15 protein-coding genes are annotated in these 15,845 nt (G+C 40.8%); 9 read left to right on the forward strand and 6 right to left on the reverse strand.

Annotation, left to right across the window (positions count from 1 at the left end):
- Positions 1-52 precede the first annotated feature (52 nt).
- The gene (locus NG55_RS10605; RefSeq protein WP_065343224.1) at positions 53-1,693 is read left to right on the forward strand and encodes a PglL family O-oligosaccharyltransferase; all 1,641 of its coding nucleotides are present in this window, start codon (positions 53-55) and stop codon (positions 1,691-1,693) included.
- A gap of 69 nt (positions 1,694-1,762) precedes the next feature.
- Here the strand turns inward: NG55_RS10605 and bfr are convergent, their stop codons facing one another.
- The 6 genes from bfr to gmk all read right to left on the reverse strand — a co-directional run bounded on the left by bfr (position 1,763) and on the right by gmk (position 6,813).
- Positions 1,763-2,227 (reverse strand): heteropolymeric bacterioferritin subunit Bfr, encoded by a 465-nt coding sequence (bfr, locus tag NG55_RS10610; protein WP_016542740.1) that lies wholly within the window; start codon positions 2,225-2,227, stop codon positions 1,763-1,765.
- Positions 2,228-2,472: 245 nt separating this feature from the next.
- The gene (locus NG55_RS10615; protein ID WP_004776027.1) at positions 2,473-2,667 is read right to left on the reverse strand and encodes a bacterioferritin-associated ferredoxin; all 195 of its coding nucleotides are present in this window, start codon (positions 2,665-2,667) and stop codon (positions 2,473-2,475) included.
- Between the two features lie 183 nt (positions 2,668-2,850).
- Positions 2,851-3,231, reverse strand: a complete 381-nt coding sequence (locus NG55_RS10620) for a RidA family protein (RefSeq protein ID WP_004657462.1) — start codon at positions 3,229-3,231, stop codon at positions 2,851-2,853.
- Between the two features lie 157 nt (positions 3,232-3,388).
- Entirely contained in the window at positions 3,389-5,512 is a 2,124-nt protein-coding gene (locus tag NG55_RS10625; RefSeq protein WP_016542741.1) for a RelA/SpoT family protein, read from the reverse strand.
- Between the two features lie 328 nt (positions 5,513-5,840).
- Complete coding sequence (gene rpoZ / locus NG55_RS10630) at positions 5,841-6,119, reverse strand: DNA-directed RNA polymerase subunit omega (RefSeq protein ID WP_004803954.1); 279 nt, start codon at positions 6,117-6,119, stop codon at positions 5,841-5,843.
- Between the two features lie 70 nt (positions 6,120-6,189).
- Positions 6,190-6,813, reverse strand: coding sequence for a guanylate kinase (gmk, locus tag NG55_RS10635; RefSeq protein ID WP_016542742.1), 624 nt, complete (start codon positions 6,811-6,813; stop codon positions 6,190-6,192).
- A gap of 103 nt (positions 6,814-6,916) precedes the next feature.
- On the opposite strand from gmk, the gene ispH reads away from it, so the two are divergent.
- The 8 genes from ispH to NG55_RS10675 all read left to right on the forward strand — a co-directional run bounded on the left by ispH (position 6,917) and on the right by NG55_RS10675 (position 15,754).
- Entirely contained in the window at positions 6,917-7,867 is a 951-nt protein-coding gene (gene ispH, locus NG55_RS10640; protein ID WP_016542743.1) for a 4-hydroxy-3-methylbut-2-enyl diphosphate reductase, read from the forward strand.
- A 140-nt stretch (positions 7,868-8,007) separates the two neighbouring features.
- The gene (locus tag NG55_RS10645; protein ID WP_065343225.1) at positions 8,008-8,541 is read left to right on the forward strand and encodes a pilus assembly FimT family protein; all 534 of its coding nucleotides are present in this window, start codon (positions 8,008-8,010) and stop codon (positions 8,539-8,541) included.
- Positions 8,538-9,095: a type IV pilus modification protein PilV gene (gene pilV, locus NG55_RS10650; protein ID WP_065343226.1), complete on the forward strand. Its 558-nt coding sequence runs from the start codon at positions 8,538-8,540 to the stop codon at positions 9,093-9,095. Before NG55_RS10645 ends, pilV begins: the two co-directional genes overlap by 4 nt.
- Before the next feature lies 1 nt (position 9,096).
- A complete protein-coding gene (locus NG55_RS10655; RefSeq protein WP_065343227.1) occupies positions 9,097-10,065 on the forward strand; it encodes a PilW family protein in 969 nt (322 codons plus the stop codon).
- The gene (locus NG55_RS10660) at positions 10,065-10,850 is read left to right on the forward strand and encodes a pilus assembly protein (RefSeq protein ID WP_065343228.1); all 786 of its coding nucleotides are present in this window, start codon (positions 10,065-10,067) and stop codon (positions 10,848-10,850) included. Before NG55_RS10655 ends, NG55_RS10660 begins: the two co-directional genes overlap by 1 nt.
- A gap of 14 nt (positions 10,851-10,864) precedes the next feature.
- Positions 10,865-14,785, forward strand: coding sequence for a PilC/PilY family type IV pilus protein (locus tag NG55_RS10665; RefSeq protein WP_065343229.1), 3,921 nt, complete (start codon positions 10,865-10,867; stop codon positions 14,783-14,785).
- Between the two features lie 14 nt (positions 14,786-14,799).
- Complete coding sequence (locus tag NG55_RS10670) at positions 14,800-15,327, forward strand: prepilin-type N-terminal cleavage/methylation domain-containing protein (RefSeq protein ID WP_065343230.1); 528 nt, start codon at positions 14,800-14,802, stop codon at positions 15,325-15,327.
- Positions 15,314-15,754 carry a type IV pilin protein gene (locus NG55_RS10675; RefSeq protein ID WP_081408991.1) on the forward strand — a complete coding sequence of 147 codons (441 nt, stop codon included), beginning with the start codon at positions 15,314-15,316 and terminating at the stop codon, positions 15,752-15,754. The genes NG55_RS10670 and NG55_RS10675 overlap by 14 nt, the downstream gene beginning before the upstream one ends.
- Positions 15,755-15,845: the final 91 nt, after the last annotated feature.

The raw sequence follows: 15,845 nt of genomic DNA on the forward strand, positions 1-15,845 counted from the left end.
AGCAGAAGGCTTGGCGATATAATTCACCAAGCCTTTTTTCCATGTACAACGTATGCGATATCTCTGCCTTTTCCTCGCCAGCATTTTGATAGCTTTTGCTTGGCTTTCTCCATTTCATGTCTATCCTTGGGTGACTTTCTCTGGTGAGCTCGCTGCATTTGGGGCTGGATGGGTATTACTGGCGATTTATTTAAATAAAAATATTGTAGTGCCAAGAGCACAGCTTTTAATTGCGCCGATTATTGTTGTTCCAATGCTGCAATGGGGCTTTGGATTAGTGAATGACTTTAGCACAGCACTCCTAAGCAGCATCTATATTTTTGCTTTTTGGCTGATGATTGTACTTGGCTACAATCTTTCTTTGCAGACAGATCAACGTGAATCTCTCATGCAGGAGTTTTCTAAACTCTTATTGGGTATCGCGATAGTTTGTAGTGTCATGGCGATTGTGCAGTGGTGTGGCCTAGGTGGCACCATTAATGGCATCATGCAACTCAAAGGAGATCGGCCTTATGCAAACTTTGGTCAGCCAAATCATTTGGCAACCTTTTTGATTATGGGGTTGATGGGCGCATTATATCTCTATGAAAAAAGAGTTATGGCCTCATATTGGTTACTACCAGCGAGTTTATTGATTCTATTTACGGTGGCTTTAACTCAGTCTCGAACGTCATGGGTGGTGTGCGTATTTATCTTATTCTATTGGATGTATAAGCAGTACAAGCAGCAACCTCGCTTTAGCTTTGCTCAGCTTTGGATCTGGTGTGTGGGTTTTTTTGTGATTGCGGCTTGGGGCTTACCACAGCTGACCAATCTTATTGAAACCTTTTCAAATTCAGAGTTGATTCAAACCAGTAGTTTGGCTGAACGTGCCAGTTCTGGCTATTTGCGTTTTGATATCTGGACGCAAATGTTGCTGGCGTTGAAAGAGCAGCCGTGGTTTGGTTATGGCTGGAATCAAACCAGTGTTGCGCAAATCAGTATTTTCAACTTGCATCCCTCACATGAATGGGTGATCAGTGCACATAATGTGCTGCTCGATATCTTGGTGTGGAATGGTTTGCCTATTGGACTGTTGCTTATTGCTTATATGGCCCTGTGGTTTTTTTGGTTAGATCGAAATGCCAAGGACTGCACTTCCGTGATTGCAATCATGATGGTTGCTGCAATTCTGATTCATGCCATGCTGGAGTTTCCGCAACGTTATGCGTATTTCCTACTGCCAATGGGGTTTCTCTTAGGTTTAGTTCAAGCACAAACACCTAAGCTCAAAGCGGTGACGCTAAATAAAAATATCATTCGCTTGATCTGGTTGATCGCATTGGTTGTTTTAGTGCTGATTTGGCGTGACTATAAGCTTTTTCAAGAAAATAGCCGTTTAGTCTTTAAAAACCAGCAACCAACAGTAGAGATATTCGGAAGTTCTAAAATTCTATTATTGACTCAATTTCAACAACGGCTTGATTGGATTGCTCTAAAACCGCAAACACGAATGGCAGACAGCGATTTGAAGCAGATTGATGCCTTAGTTAAAAATAAGGCAACGCCTTATAACTTGAAGAAGTATGCACAGTTGCTTGCGTATAATCACAAGTTTGAAGAAGCGGAACAGCAACTTTTCATTTTACGGCAGTTGTATAAGCAAACACTCAGCTTGCCAGAAGTGGTTGAAATGAATAAACGAGCAGTCTAAAAAAAAGCCCTGTATAGGGCTTTTTTTTATTCAATCCAAATTATATTTGAGATTGAAGCATGATTTTAATTAGATTTGGCTTTGAATATAATTCTCGATCCCTACATTCTCAACCAGATCTAGTTGGGTGTCGAGCCAATCCCAATACTCTTCTTCTTTCTCTAGAATTTCTTGAACCAAATCACGGGTCACATAATCCTGTTCTACTTCTGCAAGTTCAACGGCTTGCTTGAGGGCTTCAATGTTTTCTTTGACCTTGCGGATATCGCAATTCAGAACTTCTTCAGTATGTTGGCCGATATAGAGCTTGCCTAAGTGTTGTAGGTTCGGTAAGCCTTCTAAGAATAAAATGCGCTCAATCACTTTATCTGCATGTTTCATTTGGCGAATAGATTCTTTGTATTCAGCTGAACCTAATTGTTCAATTCCCCAATCATTAAACATACGAGAATGTAAGAAATATTGGTTGATCGCAGTTAAATGGTGGTACAGCACTTGATTGAGCTGATTGATAACTTCGCGATTGCCTTTCATTGCACTTACTCCAAAAACACCAAGTGATGCCCTAGTTGCTAAGGCAATTTATTCTATTTTAATCAACAAAGAATCGTCTGGCGAGTAATTTATAGAACGGCAAATGAAAATCACAATCAAAAACATCCTGATATGGTTATGATTTTTATAAAAAAACCGCTTAAATGAGGAACTTTTTAGGTTCTACAGGAAGCGGTGGAGTCGTAAAACACGAGTTGAATTGGAGGAATAATTTTGAAGATAAATCAGGCAGCTATAGAAATACGCGCAGCGATTTCAGCAAGTTCGTCGCTGATAATAGCACGGGCTTCAGGAGCACAACGACCACAACATGTTCCTAGATCGAGTAGGTCACGGATTTCACGATAGCTCTCGGCGCCATTTGCAACGGCGTCTTTGATATCTTGATCTGTAATTCCACGACATAAACAAACATACATGGGAGTGAGCCACAAATATAAATGCGATAATTGATATTATTGATAATTATTATCGTTTGTCAATGAATTTCATTCTAACAATGAGTATATTCTTATTGGGAATTTGAATAAAAAAATACCGCCCAATCGGCGATATTTTTGATGATTTATATCTTTTTGATAAATATAAATTTAAAAAAATGCTTATGGAATGATCACAATCCCATCCATTTCAACTAAGGCACCTTTCGGTAAGCTGGCAACACCCAATGCTGCACGCGCAGGATAAGGTTGAGCAAAGTATTCTCCCATGATCTGATTGACCAATTGGAAGTGGGAGAGATCAGTTAGGAAAATATTCAATTTCGCGATGTCTGCCAGACTACCACCTGCAGCAGTACAAACCGCTTTTAAGTTATCAAATACGCGACGAATCTGAGCTTCAATGCCTTCTACAAGTTCCATACTGTACGGATCTAAACCAATCTGGCCAGAAAGATAGAGCGTGTTGCCAACCAAAATTGCTTGAGAATAGGTTCCGATAGCAGCAGGGGCGTGTTCAGTATGAATAACTTGGCGTGACATTTAGCTCTCCTATGTCGTTTTTCTATCTTAAATCCATGTGACTTTAACACAAAACCATAGCGACGAAAGAGCTGAATACTGTGTAGTCGCCATGAAGAAGGTTTTTGTTTGCACTTTTATGTCTATAAACAGCGAGAACGCTGAATGGGAACAGTGCTTAGATTGAGCTGGCGGTGGCTAATTTTGCAACTTCAGGCTGAACGATCGGCATATTTAAGCGTTCAATACGTGGGAAGCCAAAGTGCATACGCAGATCTCGAATGATTTGAGCAATTTGATTTCGGTTGCTGACCACGATATTCACGTAGGTTTTTTGGTCTTGCGAGTGCACCATCTCTACGCCGGTTTTGGCTTTACGGCATTGGTAGATCAAATCAGAAATTTGTTCATCGTTCATGGCCATATGGATGCATAGATAGGCACTAAAACGAACATCATCAATTTCTTCAGATTGCCAATGTAGCGGCATGATGTTTTCAGGATGCAGATGCTGTTCGTGTAATAAGTTCCGACAACGGGAACGGTGCACAATCAGGCCACGTCGCGACAAATGTCCTTGAATTGGATCCCCCAATACTGGGTTACAGCAATGCGCATATTTGACATCAACGCCTTCTGTTCCGACGATTAAACGATCGGAAGCATCTTGGTGCTGTGAATGATAGTCTTGTGCAAATAAATGGTTGGCAACCAGCTGTGGTAATAGGTCACCGACTGCAATCTGTTCAAATAAGGTGTCTTTACTACTTAAATGTCGCCATTCCAGCACATTGATCCAATCGGTTGGAGAAAGATCATTGATTGAGCGCTGAAACAGTTTTAAGGCACGATTTAAGGCTTGTTGTCCGACTAAGCGTTGCTCATCGATGTCTTGTTCTCTCAGAATATTCTGTAATGCCCGACGTGCTTTTTGCGTATTGATGAAGCTGAGCCAATCTGGATTTGGTGTTGCCAACACATCGGTAATGATCTCAACCACTTGGCCGCTATGTAGTGGGGTGGATAATGGTCGAATTTCACCATCGACTTTGGCACCTACCGCATGGTTACCCAAGAACAGGCTGGCTGAATAGGCGAAATCAACCACCGTGGCACCTTGCGGTAATTCATGCAATTGTCCGTGTGGGGTATAGACCCAAATTTTTTCTTGGTGCAAATAATCGAGTAGATCACTAAAGGTGGTTTTCGCACAGCCACTATCAATTAAGGTATTCAAGTTCTGCATAGACGCCTGAATCGCTGAGCGACAGGCTTGCGGTGCATTTTCACCAAGGACAACACCAAAACGGGCTGCTTTACGCATCAATTCGGTTTGGATGGTCAATGAAAGTGTGGTTTTCTCACCTTTCAACTGGATCATGAGCGATTGGTTGCCGCCGGGTAAAGGACGGCGAATATGATCGCGATATTGCAAAACTTGGAAATTGTCTTTTAGCGCGTCAACCAGACGGTCGCAGTCAGCAATGCTTTGTAAAATAATTTCAAAGGCATGGCTGTGGCTAAGTTCATTTAAGTCGATTTCATTTTTAATAAAATGACGCAGTAATTCGATATTGTTGTTTTTCTTTTTAATTCGACCCTTGAGGTCATAGGCTTTTAGCAGTTCAGAAAGTTTTTGCTCCCAAACCGCTTGGTATTCACAACGTTTTGGTTTGGTTTCCAATAATGCGGTTTGCACATCATTAAACATGTCTAAATCAAGATTTTGATAACATAAATGTTCAAGGTTATCCGCCATCTCGTTCATACCGACCAGACGCGCCATTGGCACAAAAATATCGAGGGTTTCTTGGGCAATGCGTGCACGCTTATCTGGACGCAACGCGCCCAAGGTGGTCATGTTGTGATAACGGTCAGCCAGTTTAATAATAATGACACGAGGGTCTTGTAGAGTCGCTTGCAGAATTTTTCGAAATGATGCAGCTTTGTTATATTCTTTATCGCTGGAATGGCTGAGCTTGGTGACGCCATCGACCAGTTCGGCGACGACGACACCATATTTCTGCCCAATTTCATCTTTGGTAAATTCAGTATCTTCAATCACATCATGTAAAAGTGCAGCCATCAACGTTTCAGCATCAAGACGCATGTGTGCCAAAATGCAACTGACTGCTATCGGATGCAATACATAGGGCTCACCACTTTTACGTGTAATACCGCTATGCGCTAGATCAGCAAAATCACAGGCAGCAAGCACACGTTGAACGTCACTATCTTTGAGATAGGCTTCAATAATTGCTTTGAGCTGCTGCTTCGCTTGGCTGACTTCTTCGCCTGGCATATAACACCTTTTATAACTTGAATTCAGTAATCATCTGTCTGTTGATACTTTAACGATCTATTGCATGAATGCTTTTGTGATTCAGTACAATCTTCATGTGCTTAATCTATGGGATCGCATTGAAGACTCATTCCTAGCGCAAGTATTCACAAACATTACGCTTATCTTCTAATGAAAAGCAAATTGACAAACTTGTCAATTTGTTCATTAGAAAAACTCGTAAATTTTTTCAATGACGGATATTGCTTTTATCAATATGCGCTGAATTTTGCAAGAAAGAAAAAAGCCCAAAGTATTCACAATGGGCTTTTCGCATAACAAATTCGATTTAGAAAGTGAAACCTTCTAAGTTCAATGAATTTGTAGACAATACCATATCAAGATTTGATGTTTGGTAGTCTTGATCGCGTTGTTTTAAAATTTCTTTGGTGACATGGCCAATCGCAATTTCGCGTAATGCAACTACGGTTGGTTTGTCATTGTCCCACTCTACAGTTGGTTCCATGCCTTGACGTGCCAATTGACGTGCACGTTTACTCGCCACCAGTACCAACTCGAAGCGGTTATCTACATGGTCTAAACAATCTTCAACGGTTACACGTGCCATAAGTTGTCTCGTTTGAACATTACATTTGAAAAGACTGAGTAGTATAAAAGGCTTTTCTGTTAGACTCAAGTCATTCGCGATTAAGGGTAATCAAGTTTTCGATTAATTGTTGATGGCGAGCGCTTTGTTGTAAGGTCACTAAACGGTTTGCAGTAATAATTGCTTCCAAGTCATGCACGGCTTTATTGAAATCATCATTAATAATGACATAGTCAAAACTGGCAAAATGACGCATATCTTCGACTGCACAACTTAAGCGATGCTCAATCACATCGACAGAATCTGTACCGCGATTAGACAGGCGCTGTCTTAAGTCATACTGTGTTGGAGGGAGAATAAAGATTTGTTTTGATTCAGGAAAAAGTCGACGAACCTGTTCAGCACCTTGCCAATCAATTTCGAGTAAAACATCATGACCCTGTTGCAGTTGTTCTTTAACTTTGGCTTGAGAGGTGCCGTAATAATTACCGAAGACTTCAGCGTATTCGATAAAACCGCCTTCATCCACTTGTGCTAAAAAGCTTTCTTTGCTGGTAAAATGATAGTGAACACCATCGAGTTCGCCAGGTCGTTGACCACGTGTAGTATGTGAGACAGAAACGTGTAAGTTGCTGACTCGATCGAGTAGGGCTTTGACCAAAGATGTTTTGCCTGTTCCTGAAGCTGCAGAAACGACAAACAAGAGACCCGACATGATATTTTTCCTGAATATGATAAAATATCTTGGCTATTGTAGTGTAGCGTGCCATTAAACGAAATAGTTTGGTGTAAAAATTCAGATGATGAGAGAGGATGTTATGGAAATCGTGTTGGCCAATCCACGAGGCTTTTGTGCTGGTGTTGACCGTGCTATAGCAATCGTCAATCGGGCACTGGAATGTTTTAACCCACCGATTTATGTACGCCATGAAGTGGTACACAACAAATTTGTGGTTGATGACTTACGCCAGCGTGGTGCTGTTTTTGTAGATGAGTTGGATCAAGTGCCTGATGATTCGATTGTGATCTTTAGTGCGCACGGCGTATCTAAAGCGGTACAGCAAGAAGCAGATCGTCGTGGTTTAAAAGTTTTCGATGCAACCTGTCCATTGGTCACCAAGGTGCATATCGAAGTGACCAAATATGCACGCGAAGGGACTGAAGCGATTCTGATTGGACATGAAGGTCATCCAGAAGTTGAAGGCACCATGGGGCAATATGATAAGTCTCGAGGTGGTGAGATTTATCTGGTTGAAGATGAGCAAGATGTCGAAGCGCTCATGGTCAAGCATCCTGAAAAAGTCGCATTTGTCACTCAAACCACACTTTCAATTGATGATACCGCTAAAGTGATTGATGCTTTACGAACAAAATTTCCTCTGATTCAGGGGCCGCGTAAAGATGATATTTGCTATGCCACACAAAACCGTCAAGATGCGGTACGTGATTTGGCTGAGCAATGTGATGTGGTTCTTGTGGTTGGCTCTCCGAATTCATCAAATTCAAATCGTTTGCGTGAATTGGCTGAGCGTATGGGCAAGTCTGCTTATTTGGTCGATAATGCAGATCAACTTGAAAAAGCTTGGTTTAAACAGGACAGTAAAATTGGTGTCACAGCAGGTGCATCAGCGCCTGAGATTTTAATTAAACAAGTCATTCAGCGTTTACAAGATTGGGGTGCAACACCCCCCAAAGAGCTACAAGGGCGTGAGGAAAACATTACCTTTAGCCTACCAAAAGAGTTGCGTATCCAAGTGATACAAGCCTAATTTTATTAGAAAAATGTGAACTAGAAACGGATGGATGACACTCCATCCGTTTTTTTTGGGTGCTTATCTGCTTTGTATTGGTTCTGTAAAAATAAAATTTAATATAGAGTAGTGAATTTTAATCATTAGGTGCTGGGGAAATGGGGAAAACTCGGGGATTCACCTTAATTGAGCTGATGGTCGCAGTTGCTGTAATGGCAATTGTTACAATGATTGCTGCACCTAGTTTTAAGAACTTTCAAGACCGGCAGCAAGTCGACTTCTCAAGTAAGGACTTTGAAAAGACTTTGATACAGGCACGCTATGACGCACTGTTACATCGTAAAACCATCACAGTACATTTAAATCAAACAGGGACTGTCAGCCCAACCGATTTATATTGGGCCGTTGATGAAAATGAAACGATGGTTTTTAAAAGATTGGCTTGTACAAGCGAAAAGTGGGTAGGGACTGTCGTTGCAGGAGTGGATCAATTGGCCTTTTCGCAAGATGGCAATGCTCAACTTTCTCGGGGGGATAAAGACCAAAATGGGGCTGATACGCGTGAAAGGGTCGAGTTATTGGGAATCGAAATTACCCTATCGAATAATAATATTAAAAATTATATCGAGATTACGCCTTTTGGCAAAGTCACCGTCAGCAAAGAAAGCAAACAAGATAAGGAATGCTCATGATGCAACAATACCAAAAAGGGGTGGGATTGGTTGAAGTACTGGTAAGCCTTTTGTTGTTGGCAATTGGGGTATTGGGTTTTTCTTTGTTACAAGTAAGAGCACTAGATTCTTCAATAGAAGCATCAAAACGTATTCAAGGGATGGCGTTGGCAAAAGATATTGCTGAGCGAATTCGAGCAAATCAGGAAGGTTTGACGAAAAATATCGAAGTAGAAAAAGATGGCAAGAAAGAAAGTTATAAAGCCTATGTTAAAGCATTTGAAGGTAAACAAAATTTAAGTAGTTATAGTTATTCAAAATGTTTTGGAACCGCAGTGGCGTGCAATAGTGAAAACTTTGCGACTGAAGATGCAAATCAAGCGCTGTTTAAAGCCTATCAAATGGGAATGAAAGTGGGTGTAAACCAATGTGCAGGAAGCACTCAGCGGGATCGTTACTGTATCTTTGTTGCTTGGGATGAGACCAACCCTAAAGATGGCTCGGATACTAAGGATTGTACAACGGGAGGCACCTATCGTTCAGACTCTAAATGCGTCGTCTTGGAGGCATATTAAAATGAAAAAGCAAAAAGGTATGACGCTGATTGAGCTGATGGTGGCATTGGTCTTAGGGCTCATAATTGTTGCAGCAGGCTTTCAGACTTTTATAGCGGGTACGATTAATTATAACTTACAGAAAACATTAGCTGAACTCCAAGACAATGGGAATTTTGGCTTGAACTATATTACGAAAGATATTCGTATTGCCAATTTAGATGCCAACCTCGCTATTTTAAATGATCGTAACTTATATAGTGGTGTGGTGTTGACGGGGCTAAAAAGCTACGAAGCTTTGACTGAAGAAGAGCAGAAGACACAATCAGCAAATCTCCCTTTCAATCTGAATGACAATGACACCACTAAAGTTGAACTGCTCACAGCCAGTGCCTTGGGTGCAAGTAATGTAAAAAGCGAGAAAAGTGATCAGTTGGTCATTCAATACAAGGCGGTTATTGCGGGTGCAATGGATTGTGAAGGTAATGGCATTAGTCAAACTGACATTAATGAAGGGGTCTTTATTGTTCAACGTTACTTTTTAAGAAAAGATGGCGATGACTTGGCACTTGCCTGTGATGCTGGACGCTATAAAACCATGGTTCCTACTGCAAGTTTACCGACAAAAATTGAAGGTTTTGGTGGTCAAGGACAGGTCATTATTCGCCGTGTTGATTATTTCCATGTGTTATTGGGCGTTAAAGATAATGTTCGGGATGAATATAAATATATGCCAATTAGCGATTATATGGGGAATGGCAAGTTGGTGAAGGATGGCCAAGCCCGAGGGCGTATTATGTCGATTCAAATAGGCATACTCATGCGAGGAGTGGAGGCAATTCCAGCAAATCAAACTGTACCTACAGCGTTTCAAGTATTGGATAAAAAAGTTGAATTAACGACCAATGCAACCAAGCAAAAATATGTACGAGAAGTGGTTAGTCAAACAGTTGCACTACGTAATGGTTATGGATTAATGGAGAGCTTGTAATGCGTAAGATTAATCAACAGGGTGCGACACTGATTACCGTATTATTTGTTTTGCTGGTCGTCACAGTTATCGGAACTTTTGCTGTGAAGCAAAGTATTTTAGGTTTACACATTGCAACCAATAGTCAGGCCAGAAACCTGATGCAACAAACCGCTGATGCTGTCTTTTTTGCCCTTGAGCAAGACAGTAAAACTAAAGAAATTCTGCAAAGAAATTTAAGTTCTTTGGGGATGTTGGGAATGGTCAAATCAGATAGTTTTTTAAATAAAGAGTTGGTGTTCTGTTATCGACCAAAGACTCAAAAAGAAATGTTTAGTTTACAGAATGCCAGTATTGTGTCATGGGAAGCTGATAGTGAGGGGAAAAAAAATATTAAGAATAATGAAATTGGAACAGCTGGCTTTTGTAAGTATGACTCAAATGATTTTAGTAGTAGCCGAGATATCATGATTTCGCAGGTTGCTGTGAAAAAAAGTAGTATCAATAGTGATGTTCCATTTAAATTTTTCCCAACAGGTACTGATACGACAACGGTACAGCTTGATGGTGTACAGCCTGTGCGTATCGTGGTGACAACGATTATTCCAAATGCAACGACAGGCAGTAATAGTTGGAGTTCACTGAAGAGTGATGTCAACAAATGTTTTAGTAATTATACCAATGAAAAATCGACACAGAATGATGGAACAGAATCTGTAACCGACTGTTTTGATCAGCTCGGTGTGCCATATAGTCAGCAAGTGATGGACTATGCCGTGGTTAGTTATGCCACAAAAAGCAGTTAAATGGGGATAAGGCAATGAAAATGATGAAACTAAAAAAATTGGTTGTTGCTTGCCAGGCTGCTGCGATAACCACGGTGACGAGTGTGGCAGTTAGCACACAGGCCAGTGATGTCGAGTTATATAAGGCACCACAGACTTCAGAAACCACGCTTATGTTTATGCTGGATGTATCAGGAAGTATGAAGCCTGACTCAAATAACTATAAAGAAAATCGCATACAAAGTTTAAAGGATGGGATGACGACTTTATTACAAGGAGATAGTAGTAAAGGCATAGCACCACTTGAGGATAAGCTGATCGTTGGCTTATCTACATTTAATTCCAATACAGGACGGATCAAGTTAGAGGCAAAACCATTGGGTGAGCCTGTACAACTGGCTGGAAATCGAGAGGTGTTTAGAACAGTTCAGCAGGTGACGCAGCCTGTACAAAGAACGATTTCAAGAAGCAAAACAGATTTAACATGGCAAGAGCGTGTAAGAGTGAGAACTCGCTCGTGTTTTATTTGGTGTGGTAATTGGTCTGATTGGACGGAACCTAATTGGTCAAATAAAAGTTCGAATGGGACTTGGTCGAGTTGGAGCAACCCTAATTGGGGAGGTGCTGGGAGTGAAATAGCAGGAAGCACTATTGCGCAGGAATGTGTTGATTGGAATACTAATTATACTTGCAAGGCGAATGGTTGGGTTGCGACAACAAAACAGGCTGAGGATTTTGTTGGTACAATTCCTGTTACTCAAACAGGAAATATTACTTATTCAAATCAGACGAATGTCAGTTCGGACTCTAAAACAACTGAAAGTGATTTAGTGTCAAGAAATGAAACAGTTTCTACTAATACAAGGGAAGAAAATACGCTCACTAGAAATGGTAAGAGTACAACAACAACTGAAACAATTAAACAAGAGGCTACAGCATCATTCTCTAAGAACACGGTGTATACAGGCGCGGCTTACGAAACCCATCGTAAAAAAATGTTGCGAGAAGTCAATAGTCTCAGTGCTGATGGTGGTACACCTACAGCATTTGCATACGCTGAAGTTGCAGCTTATTTATTAGGGCGGACGACGAAGGGGCAGTCGGGAAGTGGTTTTAATGAGTCTGTAATAGGCAATATTCGAGATGCTGATAAGTATAACAACCCGACTCAGATTGATCGATCAAAACAGTGTAATACACAGGGGATTTATTTTCTGACGGATGGTGTTCCTGAATATAACCTTCGCACATCTTCAGCCGAAAGTGCTATGCAATCAGCACTGGACGATACCAGCTATACATGTTCTGCAACGGATTTAAATCCATCATCAGGATATTTTTATAATGATAGAGAAGTTTGTGTTCAATGGAATAGCCGTGGTAATTGTATAAGAACCGCTATGGATGAAGTTTCAACAAAAAACTGGCAATGTATAGCAGGTTTAACCAAGCGGCTTAAAAGTGGAACGATTGACGCGAACGGTAATCCTGTTAATAATCCACAAGGTGTAAATATTTTAACCGCCGTTGTTGGTTTTGGTAGCACATTGGGTGAAACAACAGGCTCTTATAAAAATGATGTTACAGCTGCAAAAGCTTGGGGTGATCTTGGTGGTGGTGGCTATTATTCGGGTTCAAACGATAAAGCTGTTGTTGACAGTGTTAATGCCTTCATTCACAAATTAGGCAAGTATATTCCGCCTGTTACAACAGGTTCCGTTACGATTCCTGTCGATGCACTGGATACGCAGAATATTCAACCGTGGGGGTATTTCCCTCAGTTTGACCCCAAACCCAATGCGATTGGTAATACAGGTGTTGTTACCTGGCTCGGAAACTTGAAAAAATTTAAAGTGGCTGAAGGGGTGCTGTATGATCGTGATTCTAGTGCGGTTGCCAATAGTAGTGGCTTATTAAAAGACGATATTAATGATTATTGGGCAGATACGTCAGTCAAGAAATGGATTGAAAAAGAAGAAAACGGAGTTAAACAAAGTCTTGAAGTCAAGGTGGGTGGGGCATTAAGTCGGATGTTGTTAGGCTATAACACGGCCCAAACACCCAATGAAAGACGAATTTTTACCGATCGAGCACTACGACAAAATGCAACTGATAATAGTCAAAACGATATCATCAGTATTAACTCTGGTAATCTGATTCAAGTAGGAAGAGCAGACTTTATTTCTTCCAGCCAGAAATTGTATAAACAAGATCCAAAAAGAGGATATCTACTTTCATTATTTGGCTATCCCATTGCAAAAGATTTAGCTTATAACCTTGATCTCTATCCGAAAGAAGCAACATTCCAGTCAGAACTAGAGCAAGTGATTCAGCAACAACCTAAACGGGATTGGCTAATGGGTGCGGTTATGCATTCTCGACCGATATTGTTGACTCAAGAAGGTACGACTGCCTTTGAAAAGGATGTGCTGACCTACACCAACAGAGATGATTTGGTTTTGTTTGGAACAACTCAGGGTGTTTTACATGTAGTCACAGCAGGAAAAGACGCTACCGATGGTAATGGTGGTAAAGAGGTCTTTACTTTTGTTCCAAATGAAATGGTTGAAAATCAGGCCAAAGGATTCTTGTCACAAGATAATCAAGCTGCAAATTTACAATATGGTATAGATGGTCAATGGACGGCTTATACGGAGTATGTAACCAAATCTAGTTCTATACCAAAGGCACCTGTTGTGACTGTAAAAGGTGGGAAACAATGGGTATATGGTGGCTTAAGGATGGGAGGTAAAAGTTACTATGCTCTAGACCTTTCTGATGTCACTTCAACTGGCGGTACCCCAAAACTGAAATTCCGTATTAATCCAACTGGGAGTTGTAGCACAAGCAATCCCTTAGGGTGTATGGGACAAAGTTGGTCGAAACCAACGATTGCATGGGTAAATTGGCAGGGGCAACGTAAACTGGTGATGTTTGTGGGAGGTGGCTATGATCCTAGATATGAAGCAGATATCAATTATTCACCAAGCGGTACAGATCAAGGTGCTGGCGTTTATATGTTTGATGCAGATAATGGTGATTTACTTTGGTGGGCCAGTGCAAACGCTGGATCAAACTCAACAAATAAAACATATAATAAAGATCTGAATCGCAGTGTTGTCAGTAGTATTAAGACAGTAGATCGTAACAGTGATGGTATTGCTGATCATTTATATTTTGGTGATTTAGGTGGACAAGTCTGGCGTATTGATTTAAGTAGCTCAACCAATGCTGGGAAGACAGGTGGTGATAACTTTGCCACACGTGCAGTCCGCCTTTTAGATATGTCTGGAACCGATGCACCACGCTTTTATAGTACTCCAACATTTACAATTCATAACTCAAACAATGGTCTTTTTGCTGCGATCACGATTGGTTCAGGTAATTTTAGCTATCCAATGTCAGCAAAAAATAATGATAAAGATGCTGTCTATGTGATCTATGATAAAGATGTGACACGTCGTAACTTACCGATTTTACTCAATAATGAGCTGTATACCTATGATGTGAAGGTGAATGGAACAACAGGTCGAAATCTGGTTAATAATGTTAACGGTAATACTGAAACGACCTTAGCCAATGGCGGGTGGTATTATTCGCTTGGGTCAAAAAAACGTATTTTAAATGATCATGTTGCGATTGATAATGATCTTTATGTGAGTGTTTTTGACGCTGCAAAAGATATCGAAGGTGTTGATTGTGCTGGTGGTGTACGAGGTGAAAGTAAAGTTTCACAATTTTGTCTGCCATATGGACAGTGTACGAAAACAGGAAGCTCTGGCGCTGTTGTCGAAGATCGCCCCGATGATATTTTCTTGGGTAAAGGCAATATCGGTATTAGTTTTGGTGGGATCAACCAGACTAGGAATATGGTCTTGAATTTGCCAACCAGTGGTAATATCAAAAAATATACTGGGAAAACGCAATTTGTGTCTCAACGTTGGTACGAGCGATGATGGGATAAGACAAGATGAAAAAGAATTTAGGTTTTACTCTGATAGAAGTGATGGTTGTGGTCATTATTGTTGCGATTTTGGCTGCAATCGTTATACCCAGTTATAAAGCTTTCGCTCGTCGAGGTGTTGCTTCACAAGCGGAACAAGAGATACAGCGTTTAGCGACACTGTTGGAAAAGCACAGAAGCCGTAATTTTAGCTATGCAAATTTTACAGTTGCTGGTTCGGTGTTACCTGAAGGTAAAACGGGTGCGGATATTACCTATAATGTCTATGTACGTGATGCGATAGATCCATCCAAGGCATTAAATGATCCTGCTGCGATGGGAGTGGGTTGGGTTATATTGGCAGAAGCTAATTCTGAAATTAATCATCCGGGAAGTTGCCCATCTTGTAACCCTCTGCAAACAGGTAACTATAGCTTTTTGATGATGAGCAATGGGATGAAATGTAAAACCAAAATGAAATTGGCTAAGGATGACTTAACAGCGAGTAACTTATCGGGAACAACCCCATGTGGAGGTGGTGGTGAAGATTGGTAATCATATGGGTTTTACCCTGATTGAGGTAATGATTGTTGTGGTCATTATTGGGATATTAGCAGCCATCGCCTATCCTGGATACAATAACTATATTATCAAAACAAACCGTACAGCAGCACAAAGTGAAATGTTGGATGTAGCCAGTAAGTTGCAACGCTATAAAGCACTAAATTCCAATTTGCTGAAAAATAATGCGGCTGTGACCTTGGCTGATTTTAATCATAATGGTGCTATTCCGCAGACGGGTACGAAATTGTATAGCCTAGAGCTTGCAAATGTAACGGCTGGTGAATGGACACTTATTGCGACACCTGATTCTGCTGGTCGGCAAAAACAGGATGGTATTATTTGTTTAAATCATTTAGGACAGCGGTATTGGGAGAAAGGCCAAACGGCATGTGACTTTAGTAAGAATAAATGGAGCTAAACTGACGAGAATAAAGGTATTTTGATTGACTTGTAAGCAAAGATCCTGATCTTTGCTTTTTTTATGCGACTAAAACAACACATTTATAATT

It is taken from the genome of Acinetobacter gyllenbergii (assembly GCF_001682515.1).
GTDB lineage: Bacteria > Pseudomonadota > Gammaproteobacteria > Pseudomonadales > Moraxellaceae > Acinetobacter > Acinetobacter gyllenbergii.

Bases quoted from the DNA above. Each gene is read 5' to 3' on its own strand.
- NG55_RS10625 (WP_016542741.1), bottom strand. From the start codon at position 5,512: ATGCCAGGCGAAGAAGTCAGCCAAGCGAAGCAGCAGCTCAAAGCAATT.
- gmk (WP_016542742.1), bottom strand. From the start codon at position 6,813: ATGTCGGGTCTCTTGTTTGTCGTTTCTGCAGCTTCAGGAACAGGCAAA.
- NG55_RS10620 (WP_004657462.1), bottom strand. From the start codon at position 3,231: ATGTCACGCCAAGTTATTCATACTGAACACGCCCCTGCTGCTATCGGA.
- NG55_RS10660 (WP_065343228.1), top strand. From the start codon at position 10,065: ATGCGTAAGATTAATCAACAGGGTGCGACACTGATTACCGTATTATTT.
- pilV (WP_065343226.1), top strand. From the start codon at position 8,538: ATGATGCAACAATACCAAAAAGGGGTGGGATTGGTTGAAGTACTGGTA.
- bfr (WP_016542740.1), bottom strand. From the start codon at position 2,227: ATGAAAGGCAATCGCGAAGTTATCAATCAGCTCAATCAAGTGCTGTAC.
- rpoZ (WP_004803954.1), bottom strand. From the start codon at position 6,119: ATGGCACGTGTAACCGTTGAAGATTGTTTAGACCATGTAGATAACCGC.
- NG55_RS10605 (WP_065343224.1), top strand. From the start codon at position 53: ATGCGATATCTCTGCCTTTTCCTCGCCAGCATTTTGATAGCTTTTGCT.
- NG55_RS10645 (WP_065343225.1), top strand. From the start codon at position 8,008: ATGGGGAAAACTCGGGGATTCACCTTAATTGAGCTGATGGTCGCAGTT.
- NG55_RS10655 (WP_065343227.1), top strand. From the start codon at position 9,097: ATGAAAAAGCAAAAAGGTATGACGCTGATTGAGCTGATGGTGGCATTG.
- NG55_RS10615 (WP_004776027.1), bottom strand. From the start codon at position 2,667: ATGTATGTTTGTTTATGTCGTGGAATTACAGATCAAGATATCAAAGAC.
- NG55_RS10670 (WP_065343230.1), top strand. From the start codon at position 14,800: ATGAAAAAGAATTTAGGTTTTACTCTGATAGAAGTGATGGTTGTGGTC.
- NG55_RS10665 (WP_065343229.1), top strand. From the start codon at position 10,865: ATGAAAATGATGAAACTAAAAAAATTGGTTGTTGCTTGCCAGGCTGCT.
- ispH (WP_016542743.1), top strand. From the start codon at position 6,917: ATGGAAATCGTGTTGGCCAATCCACGAGGCTTTTGTGCTGGTGTTGAC.